This window comes from Natrinema zhouii (assembly GCF_013456555.2).
Classification (GTDB): domain Archaea; phylum Halobacteriota; class Halobacteria; order Halobacteriales; family Natrialbaceae; genus Natrinema; species Natrinema zhouii.
Window position 1 is genome coordinate 260,359 of the sequence record NZ_CP059154.1, and the last position, 22,621, is coordinate 282,979.

Consider the following 22,621-nt stretch of genomic DNA (forward strand, 5'->3'; position numbering starts at 1 on the left):
ATCAGTCACCTCGGTCGTAGAGCAGTTGCGCGCGGCAGTCGCCGCAGTACTCGAAGATGCTCCCCTGTGCGCTCGGCGCGATGTCGGCGACGAGGTCGCCGACTTCCGCCTGGATCTTCCGGGCCGATCCCTCGCTCGCGAACGGCTTGCCGCAGTGGCGACACTCTCGCATCTCGCCGTCGAAGACCTCGGTCCAGGCGGGATCGTCGCCGTCGCGGTTCTCGGGCAGCAGTGACCGGTCGAGGCCGTCGCGCATCGTGATGACGTCCTCGACGCAGCCCTCCTCGCAGCACCCGCAGTTGACGCACTTCTCGTGGTTGAACTCGAGGGAGGCGTCTCGCTCGTTCCGGCGGATCGCATCGGTCGGACAGAGGTTCGAACAGGTCGGCGTGAGCGTACAGCCGTCGGCGACGTCCATGCGGCCGAAGTCTTTGAGACCGCGAATCACCTCGCGGGCCGGATCGACGTGCTCGAGGATCGCGCGAACGCTCTCGAGTGTCCAGCCGTGACTGTCGAAGGCGGGGTTGTCCCGGTCGGCGTCGATCTCCCCGGTCGCCTCGTGTTCGCCGACCGGAATCGGTGAGGTCGCGAGTTCGACGGCGAAGGTCGACATTTCCTCGACGAACTGGGCCGGTTCGTCCGGGTCGGGGGCGAAGAAGCCGATTCGCTCGCCCAGCTCGAGGTCCCTCGTGGCGCGGTTGAGCCGATCGACGAGGTCGGCCTTCGGCTCCGGGCCGGAGTGGTGACAGTCGCCGCCGCAGCCGACGATTGCGACGCCGTCCGCTCCGCAGGCCAGCGTGTGCATCGCGTGGGCCTCGCCGACGGTGTCCGTGCAGTTCACGCGAACGGGGAGGATCGGCGGGTACTCGATGGCCGCTTTCCCCGCAGCGGCTAACCGGCCGTACTCGGCGAGCGCGTCGTCGGCTTCCTCCGAGCAGACGAACGCGACGATGGCGGCGTCGATGTCCGACCCCGAGCGGTTCAGGAGCCATCCGCCCTCGTCGTCGGTCGGTCGGAGTAGCGCCTCGACCTCGCGGGCGAACCGCTCGTTCGACGGCTCCCGGAGCATCGTCGCCCCCGTTGGACAGGCGCTGGTACAGGCCCCGCAGTTCTGACAGGCCGCCTCGTGGAACTCGACCTCGTCGATCCGCGCCCGCTCGACTGCGTCATGGGGGCAGGCCTCGACGCACTCGTTGCAGCCCGGCTGGCTCGAGTTCCCCGCCGCGCAGACGTCCATCTCGAGGTCGAGGTGGGCCGGTTTCTCGACGCCGCCGAGCAGGTCTTTCACCGCGGCGATCGTCGCCGCATCGATTGGCGCGGTGTAGAAGCCGATCCGGCCGCCCCGCGTCGAACGGGTGGCCGCCGGGTAGACGATCTGGTCGAACTCGAGCGTCCGCTCGGTTCCCGTCATCTCGATCGCGTCGGTGGGACAGACGTCGGTCCACGCTCCGTCGGGCGCGTCGGGATCGATATCGACCGGGTAGCGCGTGACCATTCCGTCGGGTCCCTCGTGGACGCACTTCATACAGGAGATGCAGTCTTCCGTGACACGGGACTCGAGGCGGACGGTGAACTCTCCGAACCGTCCGTCGACGTCGACGACGCGTCCGCGCTCGATCGTCACGTCGTCGAGATCGGCCGCAGCGTCGACGTACTCGTCGCCGTCGGCGATCAGCGTTACGTCGGCGTCGTCGGAAAGCGCCGCTGCGGTCTCCGAATCGGCGACGACCGCGACGCGTTCGCCGGCCTCCTGGGATATCGTTCGGGAGACCGATTCGGCCTCGAGGCCCGCGTATCTGGCGTTGACCAGCCGTGCGGTCTTCGCCGTGGCACCGGCTTCGTCGTGGACCCACCCGGCGCCCTCGCGCTGGTCGACGAACGAGACCGCCTCCGAGTGTAACCCCTGCTGTTCGGCGACCCGCTCGAGCTTCCGCTGGGACCGCGACTCGGGACACGTGACGATCAGCTGGTCGAGGTCGTACTCGTCGATCACCTGCTCCATCGCGGGGAGGCCGTCCGCACAGAGCAGGCTCGAACTCGCCGCGACGTCGACGTGTTCGATCCCCTCTCGGACGCCCTCGAGATCGATATCACAGGTGTCCGCACACGAGCAGACGAAGCTCCCGACTCTCATCCTGTCGTGGTATACCGTGGCAATACAATAGTATTCCGTACGAATATGGTGAATGTACGGTAGAATACCAATACTACTCGGACTTAATCACGTATTTCGTTTCTTAACCGACGGAACGCTAGATCGAATACAAATTACCGAAAACCGTCCTTAGCAAATATTCATAGACCCCTTCGGTGAAGTGCGAACTATGGGCATGGGTACTGTGAACAAGGTGTTGCGAACGGATATCCGTCGAGCAGCGAGGTATCGCGTCCCATGAGTGCGGACGGCGACCCGGTAACGATCGACCTCGACCGTCGATCGTTCATGAAAGCGAGCGCGCTCGCCGGCGGATTGTTCCTCGGCGGCGGCGTCACCGGGCACGTCCTCAGTCAGGAAGAAGAGGGCGAGGACGGCGTCGTCGACGACGCCGACACGTCGAAGGTGATCTGCAACTACTGTGCCGTCGGCTGCGGCTTCAAGGCCGTCAAGGACGGCGATTCCTTCACGGCGATGGAGCCGTGGTTCGAGAACCCGATCAACAACGGCTCGCTCTGCTCGAAGGGCGCCGGTATTCTCGAGACCGAACACTCGGTCAAGCGGCTCAAACATCCGATGCAGAAGGTCGACGGCGAGTGGCAGAAGATCACCTGGGACGAGGCGTACACCGAGATCGCCGAGACCTGGGCGGAGACCGTCGACGAGTACAGCCGCGAGAGCGTCATGCTGCTGGGCAGCGCCCACCACGCCAACGAGGAGGCCTACGCCATCCGGAAGCTCGCGGCGTTTATGGGCACGAACAACGTCGACCATCAGGCGCGGATCTGCCACTCGCCGACCGTGACGGGACTGGCGAACACCTGGGGGTTCGGCGCGATGACGAACACGATCAACGACTACCGAAACTTCGACCTGCTCATCATCCTCGGACAGAACCCCGCCGAGTCCCACCCGATCGCGATGCAGCACATCCTCGAGGGCCAGGCCAGGGGTGGAACGATCGTCTCCATCGACCCGCGCTACACGAAGACGTCGGCTCACGCCGACTACTTCTACCGGCTGCGGCCCGGCACGGACGTCGCACTGGTCATGGGCCTACTCAACTACGTTCGGGATCGGGACGGACTCAACGACACCTTCCTCGATGAGCGAGTGATGGGCTGGCCCGACGTCGAACCCGAACTCGATCAGTACGACCTCGAGACGGTCTCGGACATCACCTGGATCGATCGGGGAGATCTCGAAGAGATCGGCGACCTGATCATCGAGAACGCGCCTCAGATACAGGTCGAGTGGGCAATGGGTGGCACCCAGCACAACAACGGGACGCAGAACATTCGCTCGTACGCCCTCTTCAGCCTCGCGACCGGGAGCGCGGCGCGTTCGGGGGGCGGTCTCCAGGTCATGCGCGGCCACGCGAACGTCCAGGGGGCGACCGACCTCGGCGTCGATGCCAGCATCCTCCCGGGCTACTACGGCGTCGATTCGCCGGGATCGTGGGAACACTGGGCGGACGTCTGGGACCGGAGCCCGTGGACCAGCGGGAGCACCTCTTTCGAGGAGCTGTACGACAAGTTCGAGATGATGCCGGAAGACATGTGGAGCGGCATGGAGACGCCGGCCGAGGCCGAGGCGGGGGGTGCGGGCGTCGACGTCGAGGAGGAGGAAGAAGGCGAAGGCGGCGAGGGAGCGGAGAGCGCAGGCGGTCAGGGAGACGAAGAGGAGGGCGAAGAGCAGGAAGGCGAAGACGACGAAGAGGGCCTGAACCAGGAGGCACCGATCGACGTCGACGAACGGTCGATGATGTTCCAGATCGGGCTGACCGTCGCCCGCTGGTACGAGGCCGCGCTCGGGCAGGAGGACCGCCTGCTCGAGTCGAACCTCTACCAGTCCGACCCGCTGAAGATGGCGTTCTTCTGGGGTCACTCGGCGAACTCCATCAGCGAGATGGACAAGATGAAGCGAGCGATGGAGTCGCTGGATCTGATGGTCGTCGTCGACGTCTTCCCCTCTGTCGCCGGCACGCTGCCCGACGATGCGAACGTCATCCTGCTGCCGGCCTCGAGCCAGTACGAACACGTCCGAACGGTGACGAACTCCCACCGCTCGGTCCAGTGGAGCGAGCGGGTCTCCCCGCCGGCGCACAACTCCAGGCCGGACCTCCGAATCATGCAGGAACTGGCACACCATCTGGGCTTCGGCGAGCACTTCGACTGGGGGAGCGGTCCGGAGGTCCACAACGGGCAGAGTTCCTACGAGGACGCGCTCAGAGAGATCAACCTCGGGACTCGATCGATCGGCTACCAGCAGTCGCCCGAGAAGCTCCAGCAACACCAGGAGTACGACTGGGCGTTCAACACGGACAACCTGCGGGCGGACACCAACGGACTGCCTGTCGACGGGGACTACTGGATGCTCCCCTGGCCGTACTGGGGCGACGACCACCCCGGATCGCCGATCATCTGGACGAAGGAGGCCGACCCCCGCGACGGCGGCCACGACTTCCGCGAGAACTGGGGCGTCAGAGCGCCGACCCCCGACGAGTGGAACGAACTCGGCATCGACAAGGACTATCCGCTCTGGCAGACCTACAACCGGGATGGCCTGGATGGACTCGATCTGATCGCCGGGTCGTTCGAAGCACCGTGGTGGGACGGACAGGAGATCAACGGCGTCCCCTCGTATCCGAACTACGCGACGATGCTGCCGGACGATCCGGCCAACGCGTCGACACAGACGCTGCCCGTCGAGTACGCGCTCGACGAGTCCGAGTCGGTGTACACCGCTGCACAGGCGCTCACCGATCAGTACGGGGACGAGGTCGACATCGACCCCGCGGCCTACGAGGAGTACGACTACGCTCAGCCCGACCCGCCGACGGGTCGCGGAAAGGCGCGCGGGGTCGTCTGGAACTTCCTCGATACGGTGCCCGTTCACCGGGAACCCGTCGAGAGCCCGCGTCCGGACCTCGTCGAGGAGTGGCCCGCCAACGGCGAACAGATCAACTTCTGGCGACTCGACCAGAACAACGCGTCGGTCCAGGAGACGGCGACCGAACGGGTCCACACCGAACTCGGCAGCGACGCCGAGAGCGGCCGAACGGTGATCTTGACCTCCGGCCGACAGGTCGAACACCAGGGCGGCGGTGCCGAGACGCGGAACAACGAGTACACCGCCGACCGCCAGCCACACATGTACGCCGAGATCAGCCCTTCGCTGGCCGAGGAACTCGACGTCGTCGGCGGCGACGATCACGTCGTCGTCACCTCCGCCGACAAGGGGTCGATCCTGGTGAAAGCGTACGTGACGAACCGGGTCAACCAGGAGGAGGTCTTCCTCCCCTACCACTGGGGCGGCGTTTTCCACGGCGAAGACAGGTCTGGTAACTGGCCCGAGGGAACTACGCCGCTGGCCATCGGCGAGAGCGCGAACATCATCACCCCCAGCGGGTTCGACGCCGAGACCCAGATGCAGGAGACCAAATCGGGCGTCGTTCACGTTCAGAAGGCTACGCAGAACGTTGTCGACGACCTCGAAATGGAGTTCATCGACTACCCGCAGGACGAGCACGGGCTCGGCGCACAGAAACGATACGACGTCCGCGAATGGGACATGATCGACGGAGGTGACACACCGTGACACAGGACGACCGATCCGGACAGGTGATGAGTCAGGGCGTGATGAGCACCGGCGAGGGGATGCGGATCTTCCCCGACGTCGAGGCCTGCATCGACTGCGGCGGCTGCGTCGTCGCCTGCAAGCGTACCTGGGACCGCGAGATACACAACCAGCGAATCGACATCACGACGATGGCCGAAGGGCAGGCCGGGCCACAGGGTGAGAACGCGAACAAGACGGATCGACTCGCTGCCGGTGAACGGCCCGGCGAGACGAGCCTCCCGATGCAGTGTTATCACTGCGAGAACGCGCCCTGCGTCTCCGTCTGTCCGACCAACGCGCTCCAGAAGGAAGACGACGGATTCGTGACGGTGACCGAAGACCTCTGCGTGGGCTGTCAGTACTGCCTGTCGGGCTGTCCGTTCGGCGCGCCGCAGTTCCCGGACAGCAACGAGGGTACGGCCCAGCTCTTCGGCACCGGCGGCATTATGGACAAGTGTACCGGCTGTCGCGAGCGCCAGGAGGTCCAGAAGGGACCGGCCTGCGCCGAGGAGTGTGCGACCGACGCGATTCTCGTCGGCAGCGCGGGCGAAATCGCCGACGAACTCGAGGCCCGCGACAGCGGCCCCTTCTTCAACGAGGAGGCCATGGAGATCATCTTCGGGGCGAACGACGCCCAACTGTTTAGTGACCAATGAGCGACGAACGACCACCCGATGGATCCCACGAGGGCGACGACGTCAAGGCCGCGAGGGACCGGGAAAAGACGACGGACGCGGTCGATCGAGCCGATCGCAACACAGCGGAGAACGGTCCGGGAGACGACGATCACGTCGGGGAATCGACCGACGAAACACGACCGGATCCCGACCGCGATCCGGGATCCGGAACGGGAACCGGAGGCGATAGGGGTGGCCGATGGGATCGGATCGCCTTCGTACTCAGCGCCGTCATCGGACTCGCGCTGGCGGGCGGTGCCGTCGCACTGGTCTCCGGCCGCGCACCGTTCTTCGAAGACCTGCTTCGCGTCCGGCCGACTGTTCAGGGCGGCGGCGTCGGCGCGGACTGGGTCTTCGGCAACACGGAGTCGGTCCTCGAGATCGCGATCGCGATCGTCCACTTCGCGGACGTCGTCGTGGGGATCTTCATCCTCCTGATGGTGTTCGTTCACTGGGCGGCGTTCCGGCGGCTGGCCGCGCGGATGCGGCCGCCGACGGCGACGGCCAGCGAGCGGGAATCGGCCGCGGCGACCGACGGCGGTGAGCCGAGCGGAACGGGACGGTCGTCGGCGGACTCGAGGGCCACCGCGGAATCCTGGTCGGACTCGACACCGAACGACGATCCGACTCGGTCCGACGGGGGTGGGCCCCGATGACGAACCTCGACCACGGAAAGTTCTCGCGCGTGACCACCACGTTCCACTCGTTGCTGGCGCTGACGGTGTTCTTCCTGTTCTTTACGGGATACGCCATCGCGTTCAACACGGAGCTGTGGTGGATGGTCGAACTGATGGGGGGCAACCGGGGCGTGCTCCTGATCCATCGGCTCGCGGGCTTCTCGCTGATCCTTCTGACGGGGTTCTGGGTATCTTACATGCTCCTGCGGTCGACGAGCCGGTCTAACTTCCGCAAGGTGCTGCCGAATCTCCGGACGGATCTGGCAGCGTTCATTCAGGACGTCAAGTTCGCGCTGGGGCGAGCCGACGAACGCCACCCGGCCGCCCGCCAGTTCGCGGGCTACAAGGCCGACGAGGTGCCGCTGCTGTCCTACGTCGGCAAGGGCGTCATCTGGATCTTCACCGTCGAACTCCTCCTGCTGATGATTTCCGGGCTCCTGATCTGGCGGAAGACCTGGCTGATCGACTTCTATAACTCCCAGTCGGTCGTCATGGCCTTCGTTGCCTTCCACGGCCTCCTCGGGGTTATCATGCTGATGGGCGTGATGTTCCACACCTTCGAGCACGGTTTCCATCCCGCCTTCTATCCGGTGGAGATGAAGGCCTTCCTGCCGAAGGACCGGACGCCGAACTTCCACGACGACCCCGACGAGTACGAGACCACCGGGATCGAGCGGCTCCGGCTTCGCCCCTCGTGGCGGTGGGCGACCAACGTGATGGCCGTGTTCGTCGTCGTCGGTATCGTCAGCGTGATGATGGCCAGCCTCTCGTACGGCGGCTATCCGGTTCCGGACCGATTGCAGTTCAACGAAGGGAGCGTCCTGCGAACCATCGGCGTCAACATCGGCATGCTCGTGTTACTCATCGGACTCGTGCTCTCGATGTACGGCAACGTCCTCCGAGCGCGATACATGCGCACGCGCAGGGAGACGGCCGAGCGTGCGACCGCGGCCGACGGCGGGGAATCCGACGCCGGACGAGACGGTGGCCTCGAGGACGGAACCCGAACCGAAACTGACGGTGGAACGGGAGCGACCGACGTTCGAGCACTGGGCGACGGGGAAACGGACCACAGTTCCGACGAGTAACTCCATCCCCGATTCGTCCGATTTCCAGTCACAGCCGGTTCGGACTCGAGACGACGGTCGATAGCAGCCTCCTGCTCCGTTTCTCGCGACTCGAGTCGCTTTCATCGCGTTCCAGTCGGATTTTCGACCGATCCAGCGGGGATTTAGGTAATTTCGAAGCGTACGTGACCACATGGCGGAGACACTGTACTCGATCTACGCCGTCGCGATCGTGATTGTGGCCGTCGGCGGTCTCCTCGGGGTCGTCTTCGCGACGCCGGATCTCGAGGGTCGCTCGGAGTACCGGTTCGAGGCACTCGCAGTCGTCGCAGCCCTCTTCGTCCTCGCGATGGTCGGCGGGTTCGTCCTGTAACGCGAGTCGAACCGAACCTGACGAACCCGTCGACCATCGCAATCGATAGGTCGTCCCGCTGACCGAAGTAGTGACACGCGCATTTCTTTGAGCGTGTATTTATATGATATCCCAGAACAATTAAATTATCCCAGAAGGGACAATTCGATCACATCGGGGCGTTTCCTCGCCGTTCAGATCCGGCGTCTGTTACGCAATCAAGTCCGATCGAAACCGGACACTGATACCGGCTGAAACGGCAGTAGTGGCGGAAACGCCGTTCGATGGCGGATGACGCGAGTACTACTCCGGATCAACAGCAACTCAAATCGTTGTAAACCGGTGACTGAGGTGAAACACCAATCGAACGAATCCGGCTCTCGTCGGTGATCCGTTCGAGATAACGCCGCTCGATTCGCGTCTGCTCAGTGTCGGTATTCAGAGTGGTTCCGTCAGACACCAACGATATTAGCAATCTGAGCGGGTGTATTTCGACAGCGGAATCACGAGTCGTGGGTCCGTAGAACCGCACTTCATCCTCGAAGTACGACCGAACACCTCTCCCCATCCTCACGCTGGCTGAGCGCCCCGATTGGGTCTCGTCTTCCATGACCGAAACTCTTTGATTTCTGACGTAAATAATCACGAATAACAGGATTGGATTAGTAACATACTTCTTATGCTACTCTCGAATGGACAGTATTTGTATATTTAGCAGCCGAATAGCTGATGATCTAAAGTTGTATATTAGATACAAACGATTTTGAAAGCAATCTATTTATTCCCCTATTTATTACCAAAGTCTAATATAATGGTATATTTGTGATGGTCTATCACTCACCATTTCAATTACTGAATCAGACTGCGACAGCTACCATTTTTCAATACTATTTGAATTTTAGACAACACTTCCAGTAAAGCGCCAACCATGGAATTACAATCATAGGTCCGTAATTCTCATGGAGCGGTGTCGTTCATGTCCTTTCGCACCGAAGCCATCACTGATTTCTTGTCTACGCCTCACCGACTGAACCACGCGATCGCCGCGCTCGAGCCGAGACAACCGTTTTCGCAGGACTCAACGGAGGTTATGTAATACCGAACACAGGGCGAGCGTTCGTCGTGCTCTCTCGGTCGAGCACCCGAACTTTCGACCCTTCCACGCTGAACACGCCCTTCAGCCGCCCCTCTCAAACCGACTCGAGTCGAACTACCGATTCTCGTCTGGTCTCGAGGACGTTCGCTCGCTATCTGAGATTTCTATACCGAAACAGCCGTTCGTCTTTAATGAACATATCTGTTTTCCCCTGATGAACGTTGTGAGAAGACACCGCACAGAGCTGCGGCGCCTCGGCTTCGTTTTGTCGCCGCTAATTCCGAACGTTCAGTTAGCAATCGGATCTGTCTGTTCGTGAATGATGAACACACAGATATTTATAGGAAACGCAGGATAGCTAGCATATGGGCAAACGAGCCAACAATCCAGTCAAATCGGTCGTCACGACGTTCGATATTCTCCAGACGTTGCGTCGGCTCGACGGAGCCGGTGTGACCGAACTCGCGAACGAACTCTCCCTGCCGAAGAGTAGCGTCTACAACTATCTCAGTACGCTCGAGCAGGAGGAGTACGTCGTCAAGGACGACGGGAAGTACTACCTTGGCTTGCGGTTTCTCGACTTCGGTCGATACGTCCGGCAGCGCGACGACCTCTACGAAACCGCTCGCCCGGAAATGGAATCGATCGCCGACGAAACCGGGGAACTCGTCAACTTACTGGTCGAGGAACACGGACAGGGCGTCTACGTCTGTCGGACTCGAGGCGATCAGGCCGTCAACGTCGCGGCGAGCACCGGCCATCGGGTTTCGCTGCACAACACGGGGCTCGGAAAGGCGATTCTTGCACATCTCCCCGAAGAACGGGTCGACGCGATCCTCGACGGTCACGGGATGTCGGCCGATACCGAGCACTCCATCACCGATCGGGACGAGCTCAAGTCCGAACTCGACGTGATACGGGATCGCGGCGTCGCGTTCGACCGCGAGGAGCGGATCGGCGGCCTCTGTTGTGTCGCGGTCCCGATTCTGGATCGCGATCGCAGGCCGATCGGGGCGCTCAGCATCGCCGGACCGACGAGTCGAATGAAAGGAGAGCGCTTCGAAACCGAACTCCCCGAACTCCTGGAGAGCGCGGCGAACGTGATCGAACTGAACATGACGTACTCCTGACTTCTCTGGGAGCGGAGCCCTCGCTAGTCGACTGCGCGAAATCCCGTTCAGCAATGACGAACGTTCAATTCACGTTCGACGCCACGCAACGACGCCGTCAGCCGTCGTTCGCTCGAGAATCCCGCGGTCGACGTGGACGGCGAAGTGACCGGACAAGGGATATGCGAGGTCGACGTCGAGTCCGTAGCTACCGCGACGGTCGACGACGGCGTCGACCGCCTCGCGCAGGGTGATCGTTCCGCACTCGTCGACGAGCATCGGTATCAGCGCGTCCAGTTCCGACGCAAAGGCCAGCGATTCGTCGAGGAAGTCCTCGACTCCGGTTCCTTCGAAGACCTCGTAGTGGGTCAGCGACAGCGCGTCCGGGTCGAGGGTCAGGAGCAGGTCGATCGTGTTCTCGTACGCAGGAGCACGGTAGTATGGCGGCGGCTGAATGTAGTCGCCGTCGACAGTACACACGCCCCGGCCGAAGACCGCGTCGCCGCCGATCACGATGTCGTGGCCGGGATCGTAGAGCGCGAGGTGGCCGCGCGTGTGCCCGGGCGTGTGCAGGACCTGGAGTTCCCGATCCGCGAGCGACAACCGCTCCCCGCCTCGAAGTCGCAGATCGATCCGCTCGCCGGGCCCCATCATCCCCTCGAGCCATTCGCTGGTGTCGTCGTCGTACGTGATTCCGTGCTCGCCGGCGAACATCCCATACCGCTCGCGCATGATCCGGTCGGTGCGCTCCATCAGGTCCGCGTCGGCGTCGTGGGCCGCGAACGTGACCGACGGCGCGTGCTCGCGGAGTTCGTGATTGCCGCCGTGGTGGTCGGCGTCGGCGTGGGTGATGACGGCGAGCGAAACGTCCGCGAGCGACCAGCCCCGGTCCTCGAGGAACGGCCGATACACCGTCGTCGGCGCGTCAATGACGCCGGGATCGACGATGATCGGGCCGTCGGCCCCCTCGAGGACGTGATAGCCGTGCAGTTTGTCGTCGATGACGGTCTCGATCCGATAGATTCCGGGCGCTAACGTCCGTGTCGCCATCTCTCGCATTCGTCGACTGATATTTATCGAGTGGCTACAAAAATGTTGGTCAGGTCAGAACGCGCTGTCGGCGAATCCGCCGTCGACTGTGACAACCTCCCCGGTTACGAACGATGCAGCATCGCTGGCGAGGTAAATCGCCGCGCCCACGATCTCCTCGCGGTCGGCGACCCGGCCGAGCGGGGTTCGATCGTCGATTCGTTCCCGCTTCTCCGTCCCGTCGGCGTACGTGTCCGCGTTCTGGGGCGTGATGACGAAGCCCGGTGCGATCGCGTTGGCTCTGATCTCAGGAGAGAGTTCCTTCGCGGACGCCCGCGTGAACGCTTCGACGCCGCCCTTGGCCGCGGTGTACGCCGGCAGGTTCGCCATCGAGAGCCGGGCCGACAGCGAGGAGATGTTGACGATCGAGCCACCCTCGTCCATCGACGGTGCGAACGCTTGGGTGACGCGACGGACCCCGTCGAGCGCGACGTCGGTGACGAAATCCCACTCCTCGTCGGAGATCCCCCGAACGGTCGCGCGCGAGATCGCGCCCTGCGACGCGACGACGATATCGACGCCGCCGAACTCCTCGACGGCCGTCTCACGGACGCGCTCGAGCGACTCGGGGTCGGTCACGTCGCACGTAACCCTCTCCGTCTCGACGCCACGATCCTCGATCGCCGTCGCGGTTTCCGCGACCTTCGACTCGTCGCGACTCGTCGCGATGACGTCGGCACCTTCCGCCGCGAAGCCGAGGGCGATCGCCTGTCCGATACCACTGGTCCCGCCGACGACGACCGCACGTTTGCCGTCGACGGTCACTGGACTGTGTTCGTAGTTGACCATACGGCTACCGTAACTGTCCGTCCCTATTACGTTTACCGTCCTAGGGCACACCGAATCGGGAAATCCCACAGAATTATAACTGCCCGCGAACGACCCGAAGACATGCGCGGATTAGCAAAGACCAGTCGGAGTCAGGGAGCCATGGAACTCGTCGACCGCGAGCGGCCCGAACCCGGTCCGGGTGAGGCGCTGATCGAAGTCGACTACGCGGGTCTCTGTGGGAGCGACGCGGGGATCTACGAGTTCGAGTCGGCGTTCGAACGGATGGAACTGCCGACTGTCATCGGCCACGAGTACACCGGGCGGATACTCGAAATCGGCGAGGACGTCACGAAGTTCTCGGTCGGCGACCGCGTCGTCGAACGTCCGATTCGCGGCTGCGGCGACTGTTACCAGTGCGAGATGGGTCAGGAGAACGTCTGCCAGAACGCCGTGATCACCGGCGTCGACCACGACGGCGCGTACGAGGGATACATCGCCGTTCCCGAGACGGCTCTCCATCCTGTCCCCGACGAGATGAATCCCAAACACGCAGCGCTCGTCGAACCGACGAGTATCGGGGCTCGAGCGGTCATCCAGAACTCGCGGGTACATCCCGGCGACCGCGTTATGGTCGCCGGCCCCGGTCCGATCGGCCAGTTGACGGCACAGATCGCACGGGCGCAGGGCGGCGACGTCGTCGTCGCCGGCGTCGGGTCGGACACCGAGTACCGACTCCCGCTTGCGGAAGAGCTCGGATTCCCCACGATCAACGTCGAGGCCGACGACCTCGAGGCGCGTCGCAACGAACTGACCGACGGCGTCGGCTACGACGTGGTCTTCGACACGACCGGCCATCCCTCCGGGCTGACGATGGCGGTCGACGAAGTCCGGAAGGGCGGCCAGATCGTCCTCGTCGGTCAGACCGGCGAGACGACGATGCCTTACTCTCCGCTCGTGCGCGCGGAGATCGACCTCCAGTGTTCGTACGCCTCGATGTACGAGGACTTCGAACGCTCGCTCCGGCTGATCGCGTCGGGCGATGTCGATCACGCGACCTTCCTCGACGACCGGTTCAGTCTACTCGAGGCCGACGAGGCGTTCGAAACCTTCATCGCGGGCGGGACCTGCAAGCCCGTCTTCGACGTGTCGGTTCTCCGCGACTGAGGGGCCGCGGGAAATTTTCTCGGCAAGCGATATCGTTTCAGACGGAAGTTTTAGTAGCACCTGCCGTGATTCACGACTGTCGATGGATTACAGACAGCTGTCCGACCCGAACGCAGAGTATACGATGCGCGACCTCTCCGCGGAGACGATGGGCGTTACCAACGCCCGCGGACCGCGCGACGTCGAGATCACTGACGTCCAGACGACTATCGTCGACGGAAACTACCCGTGGACGCTGGTACGCGTTTACACCGACGCCGGGCTCGTCGGCAACGGCGAATCTTATTGGGGTGTCGGCGAACGGGAGATCATCGAACGGATGGCTCCGTTCATCGAGGGCGAGAACCCGCTCGACATCGATCGACTCTACGAACACCTCGTCCAGAAGCTCTCCGGCGAGGGCTCGATCTCCGGGAAAGCGATCTCCGCGATCTCCGGCATCGAACTCGCACTGCACGACGTGGCGGGGAAGATTCTCGACGTGCCTGCCTACCAGCTGATCGGCGGCAAGTACCGCGACGAGATGCGGATGTACTGCGACTGCCACACCGAGGAGGAGGCCGATCCCGACGCCTGCGCCGACGAGGCCGAGCGCGTCGTCGAGGACCTCGGCTACGATGCCCTGAAGTTCGACCTCGACGTCCCCAGCGGCCACGAGAAGGACCGCGCGAACCGCCACCTTCGCGGCCCCGAGATCGAACACAAGGCCGAAATCGTCGAGAAGGTCACCGAACGCATCGGCGACCGCGCCGACGTCGCCTTCGACTGCCACTGGTCGTTCAGTTCCGGGAGCGCACACCGCCTCGCCGAGCGCCTCGAGGACTACGACGTCTGGTGGCTCGAGGACCCGATCCCGCCGGAGAACCACGACGTGCAGGAGGAGGTCACCAAGCGGACCTCGACGCCGATCACCGTCGGCGAGAACGTCTACCGGAATCACGGCAACCGTCGACTGCTCGAGAACCAGGCAGTCGATATCGTCGCGCCGGACGTGCCCCGCGTCGGCGGGATGCGCCAGACGCGCAAGATCGCCGACCTCGCGGACATGTACTACGTGCCGGTTGCGATGCACAACGTCTCCTCGCCGATCGGGACGATGGCTAGCATCCACGTCGGCGCGGCGATCCCGAACTCGCTGGCAGTGGAGTACCACTCCTACGAACTCGGCTGGTGGTCGGACCTCGTCGAGGAGGACATCATCGAGGACGGGTACGCCGAAGTGCCGGAAAAGCCGGGCCTCGGTATCACGCTCGACGACGACGCCGTCGAGGAGCATCTGGCCGACGGTGTTGAGATGTTCGATGCGGCGTAAGCCGAAATCGAGTTCACGAAGCAAAGCTTCGTGTCGTTTGACGAAGCGTGAAGATCGCCTCGAGCCGGTCTCCCTCGTGTCCGACGATCCTCGTCGCTGAACACTCAGCCCGACTCGACTACTGAACGCGCTCGCGAGGGCCTGTCCCGCGCTGTCGCCTTCGCAACAATCGCTTTTCCCGGACCCGCCGTCGTCTGCTATTCGCTCGACGCCGGTTTCCGATTCGGCGTCCGACCTAACTACTGCTATGATCGAGATGCGTTTTAGTACGCCTGTGACGGTAGTTTTATATATTTGTGCAGGTATTCACCAATAGACATGGTTGATGATAACACAGGAGTCACCGGTATCGATAGACGAACGTATCTCACGGGTATCGCAGCGGGCGGCGCACTCGGCCTCGCGGGTTGTCTGGGCGAAAGTTCCGATGAGTTCGAAGTACTACACGGTTGGACGGGCGGCGATGGGAGAGCGGCGATCAATGCACTCACCAGCGGATTCGAGGATGAACATTCGGACATCGACGCGAACTTTCAGGCCGTCGGCGGGGACGGAAACGTCGACCTGAACGCGACCATCATGCGCCAGTTGACGAACCAGAACGTGATGAGTTCGTTCGCAAACTGGCCGGGAAAGAACTTGGAGCGGTATCGTGACAGCCTGATGGACCTCGAGGAGGACGTCTGGGAGGCTGAGGGCTACAAGGAGGTCATGCAGGATCGCGTCATCGATTACTGTACGTTCAACGATAAGATGCCGGTGGTGCCGATCGGCTCCCATCGGATGAACAACCTGTTCTACAACACGTCCGTCTTCGAGGAGGTGGGCGTCGACGCCGAGAGCCTCAGTAGCGTCTCTGATCTCATGGACGCACTCGAGCGGATCGACCAGCGAACGGACGTCACGCCGTTCTCGCACGCGATGGTGGCTCCGTTTACCGGGCTCCAGACGTGGGCGCAGATACTCACGAGTCAGAGCGGCGTCGACGCGTACATGAACTTCATCGAGGGCAACGGCGACCGGGACGCAATGATCGATGCGTTCGATGTCCTGCAGGAGATCCGGGAGAACTACATTCCGGGGGACGCGTCCTCGATCGGTTACACGGATGCCGGACAGAAGATCATCGGCGATCTCGGGACCGACCAACCGCCGGAAGCCGCGTGTATTCACGGCGGTAACTGGCTGTACGGAATGTTCCGCGACGACGACAGCTTCAACTACGGCGAGGAGTGGGACTGGATCCCCTTCCCCGGGACCGAGGGCGTCTACTTCTATCACGTTGACTCGTTCGTCACGCCGACAGACAATCCCACCGAGGAGGAAACGATCGAGTGGCAGAAATACGTCGGGACCAAGGAGGCCCAGATCGAGTTCAACAATCCGAAGGGGTCAGTGCCGCTCCGGACCGACATCGAACCGGACGAGCTGACGGACTTCTTATCGATGACTTACGATCACCTCACCGACTCGGAGGAGTACCCGCCGACGATCGCCCACGGTCTCGCCGTCGAGCCCGAGGTCCTCGACCGGTGCAAGAGCGTGATCGGGAACAACTTCCAGAACCCGTACAACGCCGAAGATGCGGCCGACGGGCTGCTCGAGGCAGTCTCTCAGTAACACACCGAAACGGAGAATTTCACTAACAGAGTAAATAATAGTCAATCCAATGGCAACACAGGACACGTCGGAACCGACAGCAGCACCGACCGAGGAGGTGGTAGACTGGCAAACGAAGCTCAGGTACTTCCTGAACAGCGACTTCGTCCGATCGTCGCCGTACTGGGGAATCCCCTTCATCCTCATGGGGATCGCCGTTTACGGCGGTATCGGGTACAACGTCCTCATCTCTCTCACCGACTACGCGGGGATCAGCCAACCGTCGTACGACAGTTTCGACCTCGAGATGTACAGGACCGCGCTGGCGAACGAGGCGTTCCGCGAGGCCGCGATAAACAACCTCATACTGCTCGTGGCCTTTACGACGGTGTCCCTGGTGCTGGGGCTGTTCCTGGCGATCCTCCTCGATCACGGGATCAGGTACAAGGATAAGATTCAGACCGTTTACTTGCTGCCGATGGCACTGTCATTCGTCGTCACGGCACAGCTCTGGCGCTGGATGTACAACCAGGAGAGCGGGTTCCTCAACGTCATCGTGACGGGACTGGGGTTCGAGCCGGTCGACTGGCTGGGAAATCCGAAAATCGCGCTCGCGTCGGTCATCTTCGCGCTGGTGTGGCAGTTCAGCGGCTACGCGATGGTCGTCTATCTGGCGGGCCTCCAGTCGATCCCGTCGGACCAGTTCGAAGCGGCGAAGGTCGACGGTGCGAGTACGACCCGAACCTACCTGCGGATCATCGTCCCGCAGCTGAAGGAGTCGTCGGTCAGCGCCGCCGTCGTTCTGATGGTGTTCGCGCTCAAGGCATTTACCTTCCTCTACGCGCTCGTGGGACAGTACCGACCGCCGAACGGGACCGACATCATGGCCACGCTGATGGTCCGCCAGGCGTTCAAGTTCGGTAAATGGGCGTACGCAGCCGCGATTGCGACGATGTTGCTCCTGTTAGCATTGAGCGTCATCGCACCGTATCTGGCGTACCAGCACCGACAGGGGAGCCTCTAACGATGTCACAAGCAAGCTCCGATTCGAACCTCGACGTCGCATCGCTCGTGGAGAACGTGAATCTCAGGCGAGTCGGCCAGTACACGCTGGTCGTCTTCTTCCTGGGATTCTTCTTCGTCCCCCTCGAGACGGGAATCATGACGGCACTGAAGACCAACGAAGGTGTCGCGCGTTCGCTCCCGTTCGCACCGCCGGTCGGTGAGTCGGTCACACTATCGAACCTCCAGTTCGCGCTCGAACGGCTCTCGAGTTCGTTCGTAAACTCGCTGCTGATGGCGATTCCTGCGACGATACTCAACGTGTTGCTGGCGAGCATGGCCGCGTACGGCCTGACGATGGTGAGCTGGCGGGGCCAAATCGGGATGCTGTCGCTGTTTCTGGTCGGCGTCTTCGTGCCGTATCAGGCCGTTCTGGTGCCGCTGTCCCGGTTCTGGAACAATATCTTTCCGCTCGCGGACATGCTGGAGCCGACGTTCGCACTGATACCGCTGCTACAGGGGTATCACTCGCAACTCGTGCCGCTGATAATCACTCACGTCGCGTACGGGATCCCGATCTGTACGATCCTCTTCCGGTCGTACTACAAGGGAATGCCAAACTCGTACGTCGAAGCGGCCAAGATCGACGGAGCGAGCATCACGAAGATCTACCGACGAATCGTGCTGCCGATATCAAAGCCGATGTTCGGCGTGGTGTTCATCTATCAGTTCACCCAGATTTACAACGAGTTCCTGTTCTCGTTTACGCTCATTACGGGGTCGAACGCGGCTGCAGCACCGGTCACGTTGTTGTTGCCGGCAGTCGGCGCGTCGACGTCCGGGATCGACTACGGGATTCGGATGTCGGCGGCGTTCCTCGCGGCGTTGCCGACGATCATCCTCTACGTCGCGTTCGCCGAACAGTTCGCCAAAGGACTACGCACGGAGAGTGGATGACCGATGGGACGAATTCAACTCGATCACTTGACGAAGCGTTTCGGAGACACGGTCGCCGTCGAGGACGTGACCCTCGACGTCGACGACAGCGAGTTCCTCGTCCTCGTCGGCCCCTCGGGCTGCGGGAAGTCGACGACGCTGCGTATGATCGCCGGCCTCGAGTCGCCGACAACGGGGAACCTCTACATCGATGGCGACCACATGAACTATCGCGTCCCCCAGAACCGGGACATCGCGATGGTGTTTCAGGATTACGCCCTTTACCCACACATGACGGTCCGGGAGAACGTCCGGTTCGGACTGGAAGAGGAGGAAGGCTACACCGACGACGAGATGGACGAGCGGGTCGAAGCGGTCGCGACGGATCTCGGTATCGAGGACCTTCTCGACCGCAGACCCGGCGAACTCTCGGGCGGCCAGCAACAGCGTGTCGCGCTGGGCCGGGCGATCGTTCGCGATCCCGAGGTGTTCCTCATGGACGAACCCCTCGCAAACCTCGACGCGAAGCTCCGATCGCAGATGCGGGCGGAACTCCAGAACCTCCAGGACGATCTCGACGTGACGACGGTCTACGTCACGCACAACCAGACGGAGGCGATGACCATGGGCGACCGGATCGCGGTGCTGAACGACGGTCGCCTGCAGCAAGTCGGCGAGCCCCTGGAACTCTACCATGAACCCGCAAACCGGTTCGTCGCGGGGTTTATCGGCGAACCGATGATGAACTTCATCCGGGGGCATCGGTCCGACGAAGGGTTCGTCGGCGACTTCCTCGCGTACTCGTTCGACGAACGGCTCGAGGCCGCCAGCGGTAAGGGAGACGATCTCGTTCTCGGGATTCGACCCGAGGCGATCGACGTTCGACGGGCGGCCGACACGGCGTCGACGGCGCTCGGCGATCACGAGTTCCGGATGACCGTGACCGTCACGGAGACGCACGGGAACCAGAACGTGGTACATCTCGCACAGTCGGACGGTGCACCCGACCACGACGTCTTGCAGGCGGTGACAGACGGCATGCACGTCGTGGAGTCGGGCGAATCAGTCGTGATCACCATCGATCCCGACAGGGTCCACGTCTTCGACGGGACGAGCGGCGACGCGCTCTGTAACCGACGGCTCGAAACCGAACGCGAACTCACACAGGTGTAACATGGCAAGCGTAGAACTCGACGACGTAACTAAGGTGTACCGAGGCGGTGAAGCGAGTGTCGTCGCGGTCGAAGACGTCGCGGTCGAGATTCCCGACGGTGACTTTCTCGTTCTGGTCGGCCCCTCCGGCTGTGGCAAGTCGACGACGTTGCGCATGATCGCCGGTCTCGAGACGGCCACTGACGGCGAGATCAAACTGGGTGACAGGACGATCAACGACGTCTCCGCGCAGGACCGCAACATCGCGATGGTCTTCCAGTCGTACGCTCTGTACCCGCACAAGACCGTTCGAGCGAACATGGCGTTCGGGCTCGAGGAGTCGACGGATCACTCCAGTGCAGAGATCGACGAGACGGTCGAGGAGACGGCGGCGCTGATGGGGATCAACGACCTGCTGGATCGCAAACCGGGCCAACTGTCCGGCGGCCAGCAACAGCGGGTTGCGCTGGGCCGGGCGATCGTCCGCGATCCGGACGTGTTCCTGATGGACGAGCCGCTTTCGAACCTCGACGCGAAGTTGCGCGCGGAGATGCGCACGGAGCTCCAGCACCTCCAAGAGCAACTCGGCGTGACTACCGTCTACGTGACGCACGACCAGACGGAGGCGATGACCATGGGCGATCGGATCGCGGTGTTGAACGAGGGGGAACTCCAGCAGGTCGGCACGCCCCTCGAGTGCTACCACGAACCGAACAACCTGTTCGTCGCGGAGTTCATCGGCGAACCGTCGATGAACGTCTTCGACGGCCGTCTCGAGGGGGACGCGATCGTGACCGATTTCTTCGAGTATCCGGTGCCCGCGGACGTGAGCACGGATCGCGAGGACGGAAGTGGTCTCGTTCTCGGGATCCGGCCGGAAGATATCCTGGTCAACGAACGAGACGCTGGTGACAAGGGACTCGAGGCGGACATCTCCGTCGTCGAGCCGATGGGGAACGAGAACACGGTTCACCTTCGGTTCGCCGGTGGGGCGGACGGAGACGAGTTCCTCGCGACGACGGAGGGGATTCCAAACGTCAGTGCCGGTGATCGCACCACCGTCGAATTCCCGGCGGAAGCGATCCATCTTTTCGACGCCGAGACCGGGGCGGCGGTGAAGAACCGACGGCTGTCCTTTACGGACGCGGCCGACGGCACACGTCCGTAAGCGTCTCTCTCTCTCTCGCAACGGACGGCTTACGGCCGGTCCGCGATCGACTCCTACCGAGACGACGGTCCCCGGGATCGTCCGCGGTGAACGAAGTCGAATACGTGACGCTTCTCGTTCCATTTCGGTCGGACTGCCGTCTCGGCAGTACCGGTTTCGCGACGGAGACAGGACAGTCAAAGCGGTGAAAACCTGGCCGTTCTCAGGCCAGCGGCAGGACCGTCGAAAACGCGAGGGTGCTCAGCAGTCCGACGAGACCGATGAGGATGGTCGCGACCGTCCACGTCTTCAGCGTCTCGGCCTGCGTGAGGCCGCCGACCTCCTTGACGATCCAGAACCCGCTGTCGTTGTACCACGAACAGAACGACGCGCCCGCGCCGATGGACATGACGAGGTACGCGACGTTGACGTCGAGCCCGCTTGCTAACGGACCCATGATACCAGCGGTGGTGACGATCGCGACCGTCGCCGACCCTTGGACGACGCGGACGCCCGCGGCGATCACCCACGCCGTCACGAGCAGTCCGAGACCGACCCCTTCCAGGCCGTTCGCGATATACTCGCCGGCACCGGCCGCCTGGAGCATCGCACCGAACGCGCCACCGGCGGCGGTGATGGCGGCGATATTGCCGCCGCTCTTGAGCGCGTCCGTGAGCTCGTCGGAGAACGTATCGCTGTCGAGATCGCTCATCCGGTAGTACGTAAGCGCCGCGGCGAGCGCGGCCGCCGTGAGCGCGAGGTTCGGATTACCGAAGAAGCCCGTGATATTCCCGATCACCACGCTCTCCCCGAGATTCGGAAGACCGAAGAAGCCCATGAGATCCCCCACGGTCGCGTCCCCTCCGAGGAGCGTCTGGGCGGTCGTGTCCGCGGTCACGAGGAGGACGGCGAGAAGAATCGGGAGTAGCGACTCAAGCACACCGGGGAGCTGACGCGTTTCGATCTGATTCTTCTCCTCGAGCTCTTCGACGGTCGTCCCCATCGTGTCGCGGAGCGGAATCTCTATTCGTTGGTTGATCCAGTACCCGTAGCCCAGTCCCGAGACGAGCGCGGTCGGGAAGCCGACGAGGACGCCGACCATGATGGTGCTCCCGAGGTTAGCGTCGAACTCGTCGACGGCGAGCAGCGGTCCGGGGGTCGGCGGAACGAACCCGTGCGTGACTACGCCGGCGGCCCCCATGGCGACGATGTACAGCGCGTAGTTCTTCCCGTCACGCGCGCGAGCGGCCCGCGCCAGCGGTGCGAGCAGGTAAAAGACGTTGTCGAAGAACACGGGGATGGACATGATGAAACTGCTACCGAACAGCGAAACTTCCGTGTTATCCTCGCCGAAGACACTCGTGAACGCCCGCACGATTCGATTGGCGGCTCCGCTCTCGACCATCGCCTTGCCGATGATCGCCGCCATCAGAATGGGGATACCGATCCCGGCCATGTTATCACCGAAGGCCGCCGCGAGCTCCCCGGGCACGTCGGCGAATGCGATCGCCGGCGCGACGACGCCGACCGTAATCCCTGCGACGACGAGCGAAACGAACGCCGGGAGGTCGAGGACGACTAGCAGGAGTACGATTGCTACGATGCCCGCTATGAGCGAGACGAGTGGTGCCTGTCCGCCTAACTGTAGTACTGTGGTACCGAACATCACACACATATATATAACCATTATACTTC

At 62.7% G+C, this 22,621-nt stretch carries 17 protein-coding genes; 13 read left to right on the forward strand and 4 right to left on the reverse strand.

Annotated elements, in window-relative coordinates; all coding sequences use genetic code 11:
* Position 1: 1 nt before the first annotated feature.
* Complete coding sequence (locus tag HYG81_RS20140) at positions 2-2,134, reverse strand: hydrogenase iron-sulfur subunit (RefSeq protein WP_180841492.1); 2,133 nt, start codon at positions 2,132-2,134, stop codon at positions 2-4.
* 258 nt (positions 2,135-2,392) lie between these two features.
* Here HYG81_RS20140 and HYG81_RS20145 point away from each other — a divergent pair, with 258 nt between their 5' ends.
* From HYG81_RS20145 to HYG81_RS20170, 6 genes are all read left to right on the forward strand, one after another.
* Complete coding sequence (locus HYG81_RS20145) at positions 2,393-5,755, forward strand: molybdopterin-dependent oxidoreductase (RefSeq protein WP_180841493.1); 3,363 nt, start codon at positions 2,393-2,395, stop codon at positions 5,753-5,755.
* Between the two features lie 26 nt (positions 5,756-5,781).
* Positions 5,782-6,432, forward strand: coding sequence for a 4Fe-4S dicluster domain-containing protein (locus HYG81_RS20150; RefSeq protein WP_180842938.1), 651 nt, complete (start codon positions 5,782-5,784; stop codon positions 6,430-6,432).
* Positions 6,429-7,109: a hypothetical protein gene (locus HYG81_RS20155; RefSeq protein ID WP_180841494.1), complete on the forward strand. Its 681-nt coding sequence runs from the start codon at positions 6,429-6,431 to the stop codon at positions 7,107-7,109. Before HYG81_RS20150 ends, HYG81_RS20155 begins: the two co-directional genes overlap by 4 nt.
* Positions 7,106-8,218, forward strand: coding sequence for a cytochrome b/b6 domain-containing protein (locus tag HYG81_RS20160; protein WP_180841495.1), 1,113 nt, complete (start codon positions 7,106-7,108; stop codon positions 8,216-8,218). Before HYG81_RS20155 ends, HYG81_RS20160 begins: the two co-directional genes overlap by 4 nt.
* Before the next feature lie 172 nt (positions 8,219-8,390).
* The gene (locus HYG81_RS20165; RefSeq protein ID WP_180841496.1) at positions 8,391-8,570 is read left to right on the forward strand and encodes a hypothetical protein; all 180 of its coding nucleotides are present in this window, start codon (positions 8,391-8,393) and stop codon (positions 8,568-8,570) included.
* 1,440 nt (positions 8,571-10,010) lie between these two features.
* Positions 10,011-10,775 (forward strand): IclR family transcriptional regulator, encoded by a 765-nt coding sequence (locus HYG81_RS20170; RefSeq protein ID WP_180841497.1) that lies wholly within the window; start codon positions 10,011-10,013, stop codon positions 10,773-10,775.
* 69 nt (positions 10,776-10,844) lie between these two features.
* Here HYG81_RS20170 and HYG81_RS20175 read toward each other — a convergent pair whose 3' ends face one another.
* Both HYG81_RS20175 and HYG81_RS20180 read right to left on the reverse strand, forming a co-directional pair.
* Positions 10,845-11,804: an MBL fold metallo-hydrolase gene (locus HYG81_RS20175; protein ID WP_180841498.1), complete on the reverse strand. Its 960-nt coding sequence runs from the start codon at positions 11,802-11,804 to the stop codon at positions 10,845-10,847.
* 54 nt (positions 11,805-11,858) lie between these two features.
* Positions 11,859-12,632, reverse strand: a complete 774-nt coding sequence (locus HYG81_RS20180; protein ID WP_180841499.1) for an SDR family NAD(P)-dependent oxidoreductase — start codon at positions 12,630-12,632, stop codon at positions 11,859-11,861.
* A 102-nt stretch (positions 12,633-12,734) separates the two neighbouring features.
* On the opposite strand from HYG81_RS20180, the gene HYG81_RS20185 reads away from it, so the two are divergent.
* From HYG81_RS20185 to HYG81_RS20215, 7 genes are all read left to right on the forward strand, one after another.
* Entirely contained in the window at positions 12,735-13,778 is a 1,044-nt protein-coding gene (locus HYG81_RS20185; RefSeq protein ID WP_180841500.1) for a zinc-dependent alcohol dehydrogenase, read from the forward strand.
* Positions 13,779-13,854: 76 nt separating this feature from the next.
* A complete protein-coding gene (locus HYG81_RS20190) occupies positions 13,855-15,090 on the forward strand; it encodes a mandelate racemase/muconate lactonizing enzyme family protein (protein WP_278002169.1) in 1,236 nt (411 codons plus the stop codon).
* A gap of 318 nt (positions 15,091-15,408) precedes the next feature.
* The gene (locus HYG81_RS20195; protein ID WP_180841502.1) at positions 15,409-16,710 is read left to right on the forward strand and encodes an ABC transporter substrate-binding protein; all 1,302 of its coding nucleotides are present in this window, start codon (positions 15,409-15,411) and stop codon (positions 16,708-16,710) included.
* A gap of 49 nt (positions 16,711-16,759) precedes the next feature.
* Complete coding sequence (locus tag HYG81_RS20200; RefSeq protein ID WP_180841503.1) at positions 16,760-17,713, forward strand: carbohydrate ABC transporter permease; 954 nt, start codon at positions 16,760-16,762, stop codon at positions 17,711-17,713.
* Positions 17,714-17,715: 2 nt separating this feature from the next.
* Complete coding sequence (locus HYG81_RS20205) at positions 17,716-18,648, forward strand: carbohydrate ABC transporter permease (protein WP_180841504.1); 933 nt, start codon at positions 17,716-17,718, stop codon at positions 18,646-18,648.
* Between the two features lie 3 nt (positions 18,649-18,651).
* The gene (locus HYG81_RS20210) at positions 18,652-19,800 is read left to right on the forward strand and encodes an ABC transporter ATP-binding protein (RefSeq protein WP_180841505.1); all 1,149 of its coding nucleotides are present in this window, start codon (positions 18,652-18,654) and stop codon (positions 19,798-19,800) included.
* Between the two features lies 1 nt (position 19,801).
* On the forward strand, positions 19,802-20,947 hold the full coding sequence (locus HYG81_RS20215; RefSeq protein ID WP_180841506.1) for an ABC transporter ATP-binding protein: 1,146 nt from the start codon (positions 19,802-19,804) through the stop codon (positions 20,945-20,947).
* A 202-nt stretch (positions 20,948-21,149) separates the two neighbouring features.
* Here HYG81_RS20215 and HYG81_RS20220 read toward each other — a convergent pair whose 3' ends face one another.
* Positions 21,150-22,592, reverse strand: coding sequence for a GntP family permease (locus HYG81_RS20220; protein ID WP_219628707.1), 1,443 nt, complete (start codon positions 22,590-22,592; stop codon positions 21,150-21,152).
* Positions 22,593-22,621: the final 29 nt, after the last annotated feature.

Bases quoted from the DNA above. Each gene is read 5' to 3' on its own strand.
- HYG81_RS20140 (WP_180841492.1), bottom strand. From the start codon at position 2,134: ATGAGAGTCGGGAGCTTCGTCTGCTCGTGTGCGGACACCTGTGATATC.
- HYG81_RS20145 (WP_180841493.1), top strand. From the start codon at position 2,393: ATGAGTGCGGACGGCGACCCGGTAACGATCGACCTCGACCGTCGATCG.
- HYG81_RS20150 (WP_180842938.1), top strand. From the start codon at position 5,782: ATGAGTCAGGGCGTGATGAGCACCGGCGAGGGGATGCGGATCTTCCCC.
- HYG81_RS20155 (WP_180841494.1), top strand. From the start codon at position 6,429: ATGAGCGACGAACGACCACCCGATGGATCCCACGAGGGCGACGACGTC.
- HYG81_RS20160 (WP_180841495.1), top strand. From the start codon at position 7,106: ATGACGAACCTCGACCACGGAAAGTTCTCGCGCGTGACCACCACGTTC.
- HYG81_RS20165 (WP_180841496.1), top strand. From the start codon at position 8,391: ATGGCGGAGACACTGTACTCGATCTACGCCGTCGCGATCGTGATTGTG.
- HYG81_RS20170 (WP_180841497.1), top strand. From the start codon at position 10,011: ATGGGCAAACGAGCCAACAATCCAGTCAAATCGGTCGTCACGACGTTC.
- HYG81_RS20175 (WP_180841498.1), bottom strand. From the start codon at position 11,804: ATGGCGACACGGACGTTAGCGCCCGGAATCTATCGGATCGAGACCGTC.
- HYG81_RS20180 (WP_180841499.1), bottom strand. From the start codon at position 12,632: ATGGTCAACTACGAACACAGTCCAGTGACCGTCGACGGCAAACGTGCG.
- HYG81_RS20185 (WP_180841500.1), top strand. From the start codon at position 12,735: ATGCGCGGATTAGCAAAGACCAGTCGGAGTCAGGGAGCCATGGAACTC.
- HYG81_RS20195 (WP_180841502.1), top strand. From the start codon at position 15,409: ATGGTTGATGATAACACAGGAGTCACCGGTATCGATAGACGAACGTAT.
- HYG81_RS20200 (WP_180841503.1), top strand. From the start codon at position 16,760: ATGGCAACACAGGACACGTCGGAACCGACAGCAGCACCGACCGAGGAG.
- HYG81_RS20205 (WP_180841504.1), top strand. From the start codon at position 17,716: ATGTCACAAGCAAGCTCCGATTCGAACCTCGACGTCGCATCGCTCGTG.
- HYG81_RS20210 (WP_180841505.1), top strand. From the start codon at position 18,652: ATGGGACGAATTCAACTCGATCACTTGACGAAGCGTTTCGGAGACACG.
- HYG81_RS20215 (WP_180841506.1), top strand. From the start codon at position 19,802: ATGGCAAGCGTAGAACTCGACGACGTAACTAAGGTGTACCGAGGCGGT.
- HYG81_RS20220 (WP_219628707.1), bottom strand. From the start codon at position 22,592: ATGTTCGGTACCACAGTACTACAGTTAGGCGGACAGGCACCACTCGTC.